Below are 13,929 nucleotides of genomic sequence, written 5' to 3' on the forward strand. Positions count from 1 at the left end.
CAAGACAAGTCAGGGAAGCCGGAACCTGTATTCGGTGGCGTGGTGATATTTTTCGCCGGGCAGCAGCGTGGCTTGCGGGAAATACGGTCGATTGGGTGAATCCGGCCAGATTTGCGGCTCAAGGCAAAGGCCGGAGAACGGCCGATACCCTATCCCGTTCAACCCCGGCCCCGCTGAGACCAGACCATGGCCGGCATAAAACTGGATACCGGGTTCCGTGGTCCAGACTTCCATTTCCACGCCCGATAAAGCCCCCTGCACCCACGCTGCCTGCCGGAGTGGGCCGCGTGTGGAAGCAAGGCAGAAATTCTGGTCGAAGGTCTCCCCATTCTCGACATCGGACCGCAACGTCTTGGCCTGCCTGAAATCGAAAGGCGTCGCGTCCACCGGCGCCACCACACCCATCGGCACCATTTCCTCGTTGACCGGCAGATAGGCGGCCGCGTTGAGCATCAGCCTGTGGTCGAGAATTTCTGTCGCGCCGCCATCGTCCAGATTGAAGTAGGAATGCTGGGTCAAATTGCACAGCGTCCGCTCTTCCGCTGTCGCGCTGAATTCGACGGCGAGTGTTCCCGGAACCTTTAGCCGGTAGGTGCAACTGACCTCGAGCGCACCGGGAAAACCCATGGCTCCGTCCGGGTCGTGCAGCGTCAGAGTTACGAAATCCCGGCCGTGCAGCGATACCGTCCACGGCCGGCGGCCGAAACCCTCCGAACCGCCATGCAGCGTATGCTTGCCGAGAAAATTCTGGTCCGTCTGATACCGCTGCCCGCCAACGGTGAAGCGGCCGTCCCGGATGCGGTTGGCATAGCGCCCGACCACTGCGCCCATATAGGCGGTGTCGCTTTCATAGCTTTCAAGCCGGTCGTAGCCGAGCACCAGCGGCGCGTCATGCCCGACGAGGCGCAAATCCTGAAGGACCGCGCCCCAGCCGATGATATCGGCGCTAAGCCCGCCGCCCCGTATCGTGAAGCGGCGGACGGCTTCGCCCGCTTGCGTCGTGCCGAAGAGTTCTCCGTCCTTCATGCCTCGCCTTGCGGGCCTCGCGATCAGAGACCGAGGCCACCGATGCAGACATACTTGGTATCGAGATAATCGTCGATGCCCTGATGCCCGCCCTCGCGGCCGAGGCCTGATTCCTTGACGCCGCCGAACGGCGCTTCCGGCGTGGTGATCATGCCTTCATTGACGCCGACCATGCCGTATTTGAGGCCTTCCATGACCCGGAAGGCACGGCCGAGATCGCCCGTGTAGAAGTAGGAAGCGAGGCCGAACTCGGTATCGTTGGCAAGCGCGATGGCCTCTTCCTCGGTCTCGAACTTGAACACCGGGGCGATGGGGCCAAAGATTTCTTCCTTCATGAACATCATGTCGGTCGTCGCACCGGAGATCACGGTCGGCTCGAAGAACGAACCGCCAAGCTTGTGACGCTTGCCGCCCGCAACCACCTTGCCGCCCTTGGCAGTGGCGTCCGCGATGAATTCCTCGACCTTTTCCACTGCCTTCACGTCGATCAGCGGACCCTGCTGGACGCCGTCGTCCAACCCGGAGCCGACCTTCAGCTCATTGCTGGCCTTGACGAGTTTTTCCACGAACTTGTCGTAGATACCGGCCTGCACGAAGAAGCGGTTGGTACAAACGCAGGTCTGGCCGGAATTGCGGTACTTTGCAGCGATGGCCCCGGTCACGGCGCGGTCGAGATCGGCGTCGTCGAACACCAGGAACGGCGCGTTGCCGCCCAATTCCATCGACACCTTCTTGACGGTCGCCGCCGCCTTGCCGATCAGCATCTTGCCGACCTCGGTCGAGCCGGTAAAGGTGATTTTCCTGACCAGCGGGTTGGCGCAGATCTCGTCGCCGATCTCGCCGGCCGAGCCGGTGACGATGTTGACGACGCCCTTCGGAATGCCGACTTCCTCGCAAAGCGCACCCCAGGCGAGGCCGGAATACGGTGTCTGCGAAGCAGGCTTCACGACGGCCGTGCAGCCGGCAGCAATGGCCGGGCCGATCTTGCGCGACAGCATCGAGGACGGGAAATTCCACGGCGTGATCGCCGCGATGACACCGACGGGCTCGCGGGTGACGAGGATGCGGCGGTCGGACCACGGCGACGGCACCACATCGCCATAGGCGCGGCGCGCCTCCTCGGCGAACCACAGAACGTAGGCAGCCGACGAGCCGACCTCGCCGCGTGCCTCGGTCAGCGACTTGCCCTGTTCGATAGTCAGCAGTTCGGCCAGCGCTTCCTGGTTGTCCATGATGGCGTCGTGCAGCTTGCGCAGCATCTTGGAGCGATCCAGCGCCGACGTCTTGCGAAACGAAAGGAATGCGGTGTTGGCGGCCTCGATAGCGCGGCGGGTTTCGGCCGCGCCTGATTTCGGCACGGTGCCGATCTTCAGGCCCGTTGCCGGGTTGATCACGTCGACGGTCTGGCCCGAATCCGCCTGCACCCACTCACCGTTGATGAGGTTTGCCTGCCGCATGAAGGGATTGGCTTTCTGGAGCATGATTTTTGCCTCGTTTTTCAGCGCGTCCGGGCGCTATCTGGAAATTCTTCGGGCGACGGGCGATAAGCCGCAGCACTGGGTCACCGCTCATAGCGCAACGCCGCGACGACGAGCAACCTCTGCCGGTAATGTAACGACTGTGCCAGCGCTAATCCACTCGAAACGCGCATCAAAGCTCCAGCCAGGAAGATCGAGTTACGGCACCCCGTTCGCCTTTCGCTTGTCTTTCTGACTGCTTTGCGGTCCCTATGGAGCGCTGCCGGCCTCTCGGGCAGTGGTGTATAGGATTCTCAATGTTTCGATTTGCTCTGGCACTGTTTTTGTTGACCCTTCCATCCCTGGCCCACGCGACGGATGCCGGTTGGGCCCTGCTGCGCGACGGCGGCCGCGTCGTCCTGTTGCGCAATGCCATGACCAACGGCACCACCGACCCGGCAAATTTCGACATCACCAAATGCTCGACGCAGCGCAATCTTTCGCAACGGGGCAAGCAGCAGGCAGGCAAGATCGGAGCCCTGTTCGGTGCGCGCTCGGCCCCTGTCGAGCGCGTGCTGTCGAGCCGCTATTGCCGCAGCCTCGACACCGCGCGCATTGCCTTCGAGGCGGAGCCTGAACAGTTTGAACCGCTCGATCTGCTCAGCACGGACGAAGCCGTCCGGGCCAAGCAAATTGAGGCAACGCTCGACGAAGTGCGCAACTATTCCGGCTCGGGCAATCTGGTCATGGTCACGCATCTGGAAAACATCAAGGCGCTGACGGGCGTGTCGCCGCGCGAGGGCGAGGCCGTCATCGTCGGGGTCGAGGGCGACGGGCTGAGGGCGCTTGGCCGGGTGACTTTCTAGGAACGATCCAGAGCACCAGCCACTCGCCCGTTTGCCTGCGCTACCACAGCGTAGCCGGCGGCAAAAACATTCGGTCTTTTCCTGCCTGCAAAAACCGACTAGACAGCCCACAAACACCTGCGGACAGAATCCGCCCGCAATCGAAGGAAAAGCCCTTGTCCACCACATTCGAAAAAGTCGCCAAAATCATCGCCGACACCAGCGAGATCGACATTGACACGATCACGCCCGAAAGCCACACCATCGACGATCTCGGCATCGACAGCCTCGATTTCCTCGACATCGTCTTCGCCATCGACAAGGAGTTCGGCATCAAGGTGCCGCTCGAGAAGTGGACGCAGGAAGTCAACGACGGCAAGGCATCGACCGACGAATATTTCGTCATGAAGAACCTGTGCGCCAAGATCGACTCCCTGATTGCCGCCAAAACCGCCTGAGCGCGGTGCGCCCGGTTGCCGCCCTTGACGGGCGGCGTTCCCTGACCCAAAAAGCCTCATGAGCCCCCGCGACGTCGTCATCACCGGCATCGGCCTTGTCTCCTCGCTGGGAGAAGGCCCGGATATCCATTGGCAAAAGCTGACCACCCCCGGCCTTGAGCCGGTGGTCGACGCGGCGCGTTTTCCGCCCTATTCCGTTCATCCGCTGCCAGAGATCGACTGGAACCTCCAGATCGCCAAGCGCGGCGACCAGCGCCAGATGGAAACGTGGCAAAGGCTCGGCACCTATGCCGCCGGCCTCGCGCTGGACGATGCCGGCATCAAGGGCGACGAGGCACTTTGCGCCACCATGGACATGGTGGTCGCGGCAGGCGGCGGCGAGCGGGACATGGCGGTCGATGCCGACATTCTCGCGGCATCGCAGACACGCAGCGACATCGACCTGCTGCTCAATGAGAAATTGACGACCGAACTGCGGCCGACGCTGTTTCTGGCCCAGCTTTCCAACCTTTTGGCCGGCAACATCTCGATCGTTCACAAGGTTACCGGCTCCTCGCGTACCTTCATGGGCGAGGAAGGATCGGGCGTTTCGGCCATCGAGACCGCTGTGGCGCGCATACATTCCGGGCAGTCCACCCACATGCTGGTCGGCGGCGCGTTCCAGACCGAACATCCCGACATGCTGCTCGGCTATGAACTGGGCGGCTATCTGCATCGCGATCCGTGGCAATCCGTCTGGCAGCGACAGGCAAGCCAGGGCGGCGGCGTCGTAACCGGCTCGGGCGGCGCATTTCTTGTGCTGGAGCAGCGCGAACACGCCCAGCGCCGGGGGGGCCGGATTTACGCACAGCTCGGGCCTGTCGTTTCCGATCGCGCGCGACGCGCCAAAGGCGAGCTTGATGCAAGCATTGCCGGACTGCTCGACCGCCTCTCGCCCGGCGAGGAATTGCTGACCATATCCGGCGCATCCGGCGGCCACGCAGCGACGGCGGCAGAAAAAGCGGCGCTCGCGGCCCGCCCGCAACTGGCTGCGCGTGGTTTTTCCACCCTGACCGGCCATATGAAGGAAGCGCAATTCCCCTTCGCCGTGGCGCTGGCGGCGCTGGCCGTTCATCACAAGGCAGCGTATCCGGCTTTCGACGCCACCGAACCGGCATTCTCCGGCATCCCGGAAAAAGTTCTGGCAACCGCGATCGGTTATCACCAATTCGAAGGCGTGGCGCTGGTTCGCGCCGCCGATTGAGAGCGTGAAGACATGGCCAATCTGAAGGACCATATGGGCAGGCCGGTGGTCGCCGTCACCGGTATGGGCGTGGTGACGTCGCTCGGCGTGGGCAAGGCTGCCAACTGGGCGGCACTGACGGCCGGCAAATCGGGCATCCACCCGATCACGCGCTTTCCGGTCGACCATCTCAGCACCCGCATGTCGGGCATGGTCGACTTTCTGCCGTCCAGCACGAAGGGCGCGAGCGCCCTCACCTATGAATTGGCCGAGACTTCCGCACGCGAAGCCATCACCGAAGCCGGCATCGATCCAGAAGATTTTGACGGGCCACTGTTTCTCGCTTCGCCACCGATGGAAGTCGATTGGCACGACAGGTTCTCGCTCTACGGCAAGGGCACGAATGAAAACGCGCTGGACCGGCTGCTGGAAGTCGCGCGCGGCCTGAACTCATCCGACATATTCGAAAGCGCGCAGTTCGGCTCGATCGCCGACCGCCTTGCCGACCAATTCGGCACAACCGGCCTGCCAATAACCACCTCCACCGCCTGCGCGTCGGGCGCAACCGCCATACAACTGGGCGTCGAGGCTATCCGCCGCGGCGAAGCGATGCGCGCTTTGTCCATCGGTGCCGACGGCTCGGCTACGGCGGAAGCGCTGATCCGCTTTTCGCTGCTATCGGCGCTGTCGACCAGCACAGGCGCGCCGGAAAAAGCATCAAAACCCTTCTCGAAGGACCGTGACGGCTTCGTGCTGGCCGAAGGATCTGCAGTCCTGGTTCTGGAATCACTGGAAAGCGCTTTGGCGCGTGGCGCGACCGTTCTCGGCATCCTGCGCGGCTGCGGCGAAAAGGCGGACGACTTCCATCGCACCCGCTCCAAGCCGGACGCATCGCCCGCAATCGCCGCGGTAAGGGCTGCCCTTGCCGATGCCGGTCTGGGCCAGGATCAGATCGACTACATCAACGCGCACGGCACCTCGACACCCGAAAACGACAAGATGGAATATCTGGCACTGTCGACCGTGTTTGGGGAGCGCATCGGTCAAATTCCGGTGTCGTCGAACAAATCCATGATCGGCCATACGCTGTCGGCGGCCGGAGCCATCGAGGCCGCGTTCTCGCTGATGACCATGCGCGAAGGCGTCATCCCGCCGACCATCAATTACGACAATCCCGACCCTGCCATCGCGCTGGATGTCGTCCCCAATGTCAGCCGCAAGGCTGCGACCCGCACGGTTCTGTCGAACTCGTTCGGCTTCGGCGGACAGAACACCTGCCTTGTCATGGCGCGGGAACCCGGTTAAGCGAGCCCTTCCTTCCCGCTTAACGGACCCGTCAGGCTCATGCGCGCACTGCAACTCATCGAGGATCGCCGGCTGGAAACGGTGGACCTGCCGCCACCGCCGCCGCCCTCGCTGGGCGAGGTAACGCTGCGCATCAAGGCCGTTGCGCTCAACCATATCGACGTCTGGGGCTGGCGCGGCATGGCCTTCGCCAAGCGCAAGCTGCCGCTTGTGGTCGGCGCGGAAGCCTCCGGCGAGGTCGAAACGGTCGGCCCCGGCGTTTCAAACCTGCTGCCCGGCCAGTTGGTGTCCATCTATGGCGCACGCACCTGCGGGCTTTGCCGCGCCTGCCGCGAAGGCCGCGACAATTTGTGCGAGCACGTATCGGGCGTACACGGCTTCCACCTCGACGGCTTTGCCCAAGAGAAAATAAACCTGCCGGCCCGCCTGCTGGTGCCGGCCCCTCCCGGCGTCGATGCTGTCGGTGCTGCGGTCGCGCCCGTCACCTTCGGCACGGTCGAGCACATGCTGTTCGACAACGCCAAGCTCCAACCGGGCGAAACCATCCTCGTCCACGCGGGCGGTTCCGGCATCGGCTCGGCCGCGATCCAACTGGCCAAGAAGATGGGCTGCACCGTCATCACCACGGTCGGTTCGAACGACAAATTCGAAAAGGCCAAGGCGCTGGGTGCCGATCACGTCATCAACTACCGCGAGGACCGCTTTGAGGGCGTCACGCGAAAGCTGACGAAAAAGAAGGGCGTCGACGTTGTCTTCGAGCATGTCGGCACCGACACCTTCGCCGCCTCGATGCTGTGCATGAAGCGCGGCGGTCGGCTCGTCACCTGCGGCTCGACCTCGGGCGTCTCGGCGCAGGTCAATCTGATGCAACTGTTCCAGCAGCAGCTAAAACTGCTCGGCTCGTTCGGCTGCCGCATGGAAAACATGACCAACGCCATGCAAAAAATGGCGGCCGGGCAAGTTGCGCCGGTCATCGACACCGAGATCGGCTTCGACGGCATCGATGACGCGCTGAAGCGCATGGAAAGCCGCAACGTATTCGGCAAGATCATTTTGCGCGTTAGCTGAGGCCGGCGACGGTGGCGCAAGGGCCTCTCACGACGTTTCGCCGAAATTTCAAGTTCGGCTTTGGCCTGAAGCTGCGAAAATTCAACCATCGGATCGTGGCATACATTGCCATGGCCGTGATTTCGGTGTTACGGCGTCTGCCGCCCGACAAGGCGCTGAACTTCGTCAACCGCGCCGCGCGCCGCATCGGGCCGCTGGTCGGGCGGCACCGCGTCGCGCTGGATAATCTGCGTCAGGCCTACCCGGAAAAATCCGACGCCGAAATCCATGCGATCGCGCTGGATATGTGGGGCAACATGGCGCGGCTTGCCGCCGAGTATATTTTCCTCGACCAATTGTTCGATTACGACCCGGATGCGCCGGTGCCCGGTCGCATCGAGGTCAAGGGCGCCGAAAACTTCCTGCGCATCGCCGGCGAAGACAAGCCGCACATCCTGTTCACCGGCCATCTCGGCAATTTCGAACTTTTGCCGGTTGCTGCCGCAACGTTCGGCATGAAGATAACGGCGCTGTTTCGCCCGCCCAACAACCCCTATCTCGCCGATTATATCCAGTCGATGCGCAGCGCAAACATGGGCAATCTGCAACCCTCGTCGACCGGCGCTTCCTTCGCGCTGGCCGCGATCCTCGAAAAAGGCGGCAATATCGGCGTGCTCGTCGACCAGAAATTCACGCGCGGCGTCGAGACGATGTTCTTTAACCGCCTGTGCCAGAGCAATCCGGTGCTCGGCATGCTGGCCCGCCAGTATGACTGCGACGTCTACCCGGCCCGCTGCATCCGGCTGCCGGGTAACCGCTACCGGCTTGAAGTGGAAGGCCGGATGGACCTGCCGCGGGACGCTTCGGGCAGCGTCGACGTCAAGGCGACGACGCAGATGCTTGCCGATACGGTGGAGCGCTGGGTCCGCGAGGACCCCGGCCAATGGATGTGGTTCCACAAGCGTTGGCAGATCAAGGGACGCCCCCGCAAACTGCGCTGAACCCGCCGGAGCGCCCTCCTCGCAGCTATTTGATCTTTTTGCATCGAAAGGATGATGCAAAACGTAAAACTTCTGTCACTATCACCATATCCCTTTGGGGGATGGTTCAGGCGGCGAGGAGGCTACCATGGGCAGGCATATCGCACCGGACGCGGTAAGGCCGACCAGTCTTTGGACGCCGTGGGGCGAACAGGCTGTGCCTGTGGCGGGCGCAAAATTCGCGGCACTTCGCAAATTGGCCAAGCGTATCGGCCATTTGAAAACGCCGAAGACAAAGCCGCTAGGCGATCATCGGAATTTTGCCGGCGACTAGCCGCCGTAATAATTCATCACGGCGTGGCGCGCTTCGGCGAAGAACAGCCAGCGTTCGGTCACCATGCCCAGCATATGAAAACCCAGCGCCACCGCGGCAAGGACCGCTGCCATCGGGCCGGCATTTGCTCCTGCCAGCAGCAGCGCCAGCATCAGCAGGCCCGGCACCAAGCCACCGGCGGCAACGGCAAGCTTCCACAACTTGTCGGCATGTTTGCGCACGACCTTGAAGCCCATCTCGCGGGTCAGGTAGTTTTCATTGACATGCGGCCGCTCGAACAGCCGGACTTTGCCGATCGCGCCCAATCCCGTGGCGCTTTCCGGCGTCGATAACGGCACGATTGCCAGCATGTTCCGACGCCAGAATATTTTTGCCACCCATGCGCCAGCCAGGAAAATCAAAGCCAGCAGTGGCATTGCCATCGTGTTTCCACCGCCGCAGAAGGCAAAAAAACTGGCTGCCAGAAAACCGCCCGCGATGGAAAAAAACCGGTAGCAAAGCGGCGTCAGCTTAGTGTGCCATGCCTGCACGGACTGCAGCGAGGCGTAGATCATCGCGGTGCAATAGACCGTGACCATGCACAGCACAGTGCCGACGATGCCGACCGTTGGCAGATAGCGGCCATCGATGACCGAGGCCCATGCCGATATGCACAGAGGCACGAAGGTGATGATCGCCATCACGCCCTCGCGCGACAGCCAGCTCGAGCGCCATTGCGACAGCGCCCGCCACGCGCGCTGCGGATTGCCCAGGTGCAGCGTCGACGAGAGCAGCCCGCCGGAAATCAGCGCCAGCGCCAGAACATGCGCGATCTTGGTGGCCAGGGCCGACGGATCGAGCAGACCAAGCCCAAGCACCGCCGCCAGCCCATAGCCAAGGCCGGACAGCGTGGTGAACAGGATGATGGAGGGAGCGGGATGCATGCTCAAATCCTGTCCAGCATGCCGTCGAGCCAGGCGAAAAAGCCCTTGGCGCCGTCGGTGTTTTCAGCAAGTGGCAGGTGCGCACTGGCCGCCAGCGATGTCCGCGCACGCGGCGGCAGATATTTGTTGACCGGCTTCGTCCCCTGCTCCGGCATCAGGTCAATGCCGCCGCGCGCCAGCACCATGAGCGACACGGCAGAGCCCGGGTCCGAAAAGTCGCCGAAATGCCGGGCATTGGCCGGGCATGTCCTGACGCAGGACGGCGTGCGGTCCACTTCCTCGAACGTCTCGTTGTAGATGCGGTCGATGCACAGCGTGCATTTCTTCATCACGCCAGCGGCCAGATCCATCTCGCGCGCGCCGTAGGGGCAGGCCCAGGCGCACAGGCCGCAACCGATGCACATGTCCTCGTCCACCAGCACGATACCGTCTTCGGCGCGCTTGTAGGACGCTCCGGTTGGACAAACGGTAACGCAGGGTGCGTCCTCGCAATGCAGGCAGGATTTGGGGAAATGCACGATGCGCGCGTCACCCGCCTCGCCCACGATCTCACCGCCTTCCGGCACCACCTCGAACGTATGCACGCGGTTAAGCCACGCGCCGGAAACATCCGCGCCATAAGGGTCCTGATCCGAAAGCGCCGACCCATAGCCGCCGGTGTTCCACTCCTTGCAGGATACCACGCAGGCATGACAACCGACGCAAACGTCGAGGTCTATGACGAGGCCGAGTTTCTTTGGGGTCGGCAAGGCTGGGAGCAAGGTCATTTCGCCCACTCCTGCCCGTAGCGCAATTCATCGGGATGCGGTTCCGCCCTGCCCGGCTGGGCAATTTCCGGGAATTGCGGTTCGCTCACCTCGCCGGCTTCGGCTTTTTCGATCCGCACGCGCAAATCGTACCAGGCCGCCTGCCCGGTTACCGGATCGGAGTTGGACCAGCGTAATCCATCGCCTTTCGGCGGCAGAAGTTCATGGATCAAATGATTCATCAGGAAGCCTTTTTTGGCCTCGGGCGCATCCTGATCCAGCCCCCACGCGCCCTTGCGCTTGCCGATGGCGTTCCACGTCCACAGCGTGCGCGAATTGACCGCCTCCATGCGCGCCACCTCGACCTTGATGCGGCTGTGGTGCGAGATCACCCATACCCAGTCGCCGTCGACAAGCCCCAGTTCGTCGCAGATCGGACCCGGCACATAGAGCGGGTTCTTGGTGTGGATCTGCCGCAGCCACGCATTCATCGAGCCCCAGGAATGATACATCGCCGCCGGCCGCTGCGTGATGGCGTGATACGGGTATTCCTTGTGATCGACCAGCGCCTCGCCCAGCGGTTCATACCAGTCCGGCAACGGATCGAACGCGTCGAAGATACGTTGCCGGTGCGTTTCCGGCGCGAACGGCTCGCGCAGCCCTTGCGCCGACAGCCGGAATTTCTGCAGGGATTCCTGATAAAGCTGAAACGTCACCGGTTGCGGCGTATCGAAGAAGCCCATGCGCACGCCAAAGTCCTGATAGGCCTGGTTGGCGTGCTTGAAGAACTGCGCCTCCATCGGGATATGCGCCGAGAAGAACGAGCCGTTTTCGATATAGCGCTTCAACTGGTCCGGATTGGCGGCGCCCCGCCCCGCCCGGTCACCGTTAACGCCGCGAAAACCGGCCAGAGGGCCGATACCGGGCCGCCGCTCATGCCGCACGATGTAATCGGCATAATCCTTATAGAGCGCCTTGCCGTGATTGTCGGCGAAGCCCGGCAGCTTCAGCCGCGCACCGAGGTCGAGCAATACTGATTGAAAGCCGCGCACGTCGCGGTCCGGTTCCACCACCGGCCAGCGAATGGCGTCCTGCACGGCGTCCGGCTCGGAAATCGGCCGGTCGAGCATGGAAATGCAGTCGTGCCGCTCGAGATAGGTCGTGTCGGGCAGGATAAGGTCGGCATAGGCCACCATTTCCGAGGCATAGGCGTCGGAATAGATGATCTTGGGAATGCGGTATTCGCCGGTCGCCTCGTCCTTGTCCTCCAGCATCTTGATGACGCCGGCTGTATTCATCGACGAATTCCAGGCCATGTTGGCCATGTAGAGGAACATCAAATCGACCGGATACGGATCGCCGGCATGCGCGTTGGCGATGACCATGTGCATCATGCCGTGCGCGGCGATGGGCGCGTCCCAGGAAAACGCCTTGTCGAGGCGTGCCGGCTTGCCGTCGGCATCGATCAGCAGATCTTCCGGTCCGCGCGGAAAACCTAGATGCGGGCCGGATAGCGGCTTGTTCGAGCCGAAATGCTCGGCCTTGCCATGCGGCGTCGGGTGAGCCGAAATCGGCTTGGGGTAAGGCGGCTCGAAACGGAAGCCGCCGGGGCAGTCCACCGCGCCGATCAGCACTTGCAGCATGTGCAGCGCGCGCGTCGTCTGAAAGCCATTGGAGTGGGCGGACAGCCCGCGCATCGCGTGGAACGATACCGGCCTGCCGATATAGGCTTGATGGCGCTCGCCATTGGTGTCGGTCCAGGGCTGCTCGATGACGATCGCCTCGTCAAAGGCCACGCGCGCGATCTCGCAGGCCAGGCCGCGAATAGTCTCGGCCGAGACGCCGGTCTCCGTGGCGACGGCTTCCGGCGCGTACTTCTCGTCCATGTATTTTTCAGCAAGCAACTGGAAGGACGGCACGGCGAACCGCCCATCTTCCAGTTGAACGCGGCCGGAAAGGGCCGCCCGCGCGCCCTTCGTGCCGACAGGCACGATGTGCTCCGTCACCGTCTCGTGCACCAGCGCTTTGCCCTCGCCATCGCGCGCAAACAGGCCATGATCGGCGGTGCCCGGCGCATCGACGACAAGCCAGGTGGCGTTGGAATAACGCACCAGGTAATCGACGTCGATCTTTCGCGCTTTCAGGAGTTCATGGACAACCGACAGGATCAAAAGCCCGTCGGTACCGGGACGGATGCCGATCCAGTTGTCGGCGACCGCCGAATAGCCGGTGCGCACCGGATTGACCGAGACGAAACGCGCGCCGCGCTGTTTCAGCTTGGAAATGCCCATCTTGATCGGGTTGGAATCGTGGTCTTCGGCCACGCCGAACATCACGAAAAGCTTGGTGCGGTCCCAGTCTGGCGCACCGAATTCCCAAAACGCGCCGCCGATGGTCATGATGCCAGCAGCCGCCATGTTGACCGAGCAGAAACCGCCATGGGCAGCATAATTGGGCGTCCCGTATTGCTGCGCCCAAAAGCCGGTCAACGATTGCGACTGGTCGCGGCCGGTGAAGAAAGCGAGTTTCTTGGGATCGTCCTTGCGAACCTCGTCCAGCCAGCCGGTGGCGATGCCAAGCGCTTCCTCCCACGAGATTTCCACGAACTCTCCCGAACCGCGCGGTCCGGTACGCTTGAGCGGGGCGTTGAGCCTGGCCGGTGCATAGTGCTGCATGATGCCGGCCGAACCCTTGGCGCACAGCACCCCCTTGTTCACCGGGTGGTCGCGGTTGCCTTCAATATAGCGTATCTTGCCGTCCTTGATGTGGACGTTGATGCCGCAACGGCACGCGCACATATAGCACGTGGTCTTGCGCACCTCGTCGGCAATCGGCTCGGAAAGCGCAACCCGCTCTCTGGGACTCATCGGCTCAAACTCCTCCGTGAGGAGTCCTATCAGGCATCCCGCGAAATGAAATGCCTCGAAACGGCATTCGGCCGCAAACTTGTTGTCGAAAACGCTTGGGCCACAGCATGATAGTCGCGGCGAACGCCCGGCGCTGCCTCCGACCCGCCCTTAATTGGCGACGATTATTCGCGTGTTCGCCGCACCGACTTCCTTGACCAGTGCATAGAACTTCGCCGCGTTGACCGTGCGAAGCCGCACACAACCATGCGAGGCCGGCGTACCCAGGCGCTTCACCGCATTGGTGCCATGAATGGCGTAGCCGCCATGGTAGAACACGGACCATGGCATCGGCGACATCTCGTATTTGCGCGAGTACCACATCTTGTGCATGCGCTGCGGCCGGTAGGTGCCGCGCGGCGTCACGTAACCCCTGCGGGCCGTCGATACACGCCATTGATAGAGCACCCGCCCCGCTTTGCTTACCGTCATCGTTTGCGTGGAAACATTTATGCGCGCGACAAGACTTGCGGCCCATCCCGGCGTCGATGCACCGAAGGAAAGCGCCATCATCATCGCCGCAAAAAGAACTGTCTTTTTCATAACGTCCCCTTTTTATCGCCCTTACTTACCCAAGCTCGTTTGTTCTTAACCTTGAGGGGGTTTTTCTTAAAATACACGCAAGCGTTGAGGATCCACCCAATCGGAAACGTAAAATTTGAACTATTTTGAGCGACAGT

At 62.3% G+C, this 13,929-nt stretch carries 13 protein-coding genes; 7 read left to right on the forward strand and 6 right to left on the reverse strand.

Annotated elements, in window-relative coordinates:
* Window positions 1-9: 9 nt before the first annotated feature.
* Window positions 10-1,026: an aldose epimerase family protein gene (locus tag ACX3P1_RS05080; RefSeq protein ID WP_459078463.1), complete on the reverse strand. Its 1,017-nt coding sequence runs from the start codon at window positions 1,024-1,026 to the stop codon at window positions 10-12.
* Window positions 1,027-1,049: 23 nt separating this feature from the next.
* A complete protein-coding gene (locus ACX3P1_RS05085) occupies window positions 1,050-2,507 on the reverse strand; it encodes an NAD-dependent succinate-semialdehyde dehydrogenase (protein WP_459078464.1) in 1,458 nt (485 codons plus the stop codon).
* Window positions 2,508-2,800: 293 nt separating this feature from the next.
* Here ACX3P1_RS05085 and ACX3P1_RS05090 point away from each other — a divergent pair, with 293 nt between their 5' ends.
* From ACX3P1_RS05090 to ACX3P1_RS05120, 7 genes are all read left to right on the forward strand, one after another.
* A complete protein-coding gene (locus tag ACX3P1_RS05090; protein WP_459078465.1) occupies window positions 2,801-3,349 on the forward strand; it encodes a histidine phosphatase family protein in 549 nt (182 codons plus the stop codon).
* A gap of 155 nt (window positions 3,350-3,504) precedes the next feature.
* A complete protein-coding gene (locus tag ACX3P1_RS05095; RefSeq protein WP_459078466.1) occupies window positions 3,505-3,786 on the forward strand; it encodes an acyl carrier protein in 282 nt (93 codons plus the stop codon).
* A gap of 58 nt (window positions 3,787-3,844) precedes the next feature.
* Window positions 3,845-5,029, forward strand: coding sequence for a beta-ketoacyl-ACP synthase (locus ACX3P1_RS05100; RefSeq protein ID WP_459078467.1), 1,185 nt, complete (start codon window positions 3,845-3,847; stop codon window positions 5,027-5,029).
* Between the two features lie 12 nt (window positions 5,030-5,041).
* Entirely contained in the window at window positions 5,042-6,313 is a 1,272-nt protein-coding gene (locus tag ACX3P1_RS05105) for a beta-ketoacyl-ACP synthase (protein WP_459078468.1), read from the forward strand.
* A gap of 39 nt (window positions 6,314-6,352) precedes the next feature.
* Complete coding sequence (locus ACX3P1_RS05110; RefSeq protein WP_459078469.1) at window positions 6,353-7,381, forward strand: zinc-binding dehydrogenase; 1,029 nt, start codon at window positions 6,353-6,355, stop codon at window positions 7,379-7,381.
* Between the two features lie 11 nt (window positions 7,382-7,392).
* On the forward strand, window positions 7,393-8,361 hold the full coding sequence (locus ACX3P1_RS05115; protein WP_459078470.1) for a lipid A biosynthesis lauroyl acyltransferase: 969 nt from the start codon (window positions 7,393-7,395) through the stop codon (window positions 8,359-8,361).
* Window positions 8,362-8,488: 127 nt separating this feature from the next.
* On the forward strand, window positions 8,489-8,674 hold the full coding sequence (locus tag ACX3P1_RS05120; RefSeq protein ID WP_459078471.1) for a hypothetical protein: 186 nt from the start codon (window positions 8,489-8,491) through the stop codon (window positions 8,672-8,674).
* Here the strand turns inward: ACX3P1_RS05120 and ACX3P1_RS05125 are convergent.
* The 4 genes from ACX3P1_RS05125 to ACX3P1_RS05140 form a co-directional block, all read right to left on the reverse strand.
* The gene (locus ACX3P1_RS05125) at window positions 8,671-9,597 is read right to left on the reverse strand and encodes a dimethyl sulfoxide reductase anchor subunit family protein (protein WP_459078472.1); all 927 of its coding nucleotides are present in this window, start codon (window positions 9,595-9,597) and stop codon (window positions 8,671-8,673) included. The genes ACX3P1_RS05120 and ACX3P1_RS05125 overlap by 4 nt on opposite strands.
* Window positions 9,598-9,599: 2 nt before the next feature.
* Window positions 9,600-10,364: a 4Fe-4S dicluster domain-containing protein gene (locus ACX3P1_RS05130; RefSeq protein WP_459078473.1), complete on the reverse strand. Its 765-nt coding sequence runs from the start codon at window positions 10,362-10,364 to the stop codon at window positions 9,600-9,602.
* Entirely contained in the window at window positions 10,361-13,210 is a 2,850-nt protein-coding gene (locus ACX3P1_RS05135; RefSeq protein WP_459078474.1) for a molybdopterin oxidoreductase family protein, read from the reverse strand. Before ACX3P1_RS05135 ends, ACX3P1_RS05130 begins: the two co-directional genes overlap by 4 nt.
* A 150-nt stretch (window positions 13,211-13,360) precedes the next feature.
* Entirely contained in the window at window positions 13,361-13,792 is a 432-nt protein-coding gene (locus tag ACX3P1_RS05140) for a L,D-transpeptidase (protein ID WP_459078475.1), read from the reverse strand.
* Window positions 13,793-13,929 lie beyond the last annotated feature (137 nt).

The sequence above is a fragment of the Mesorhizobium sp. A623 genome (assembly GCF_054489405.1).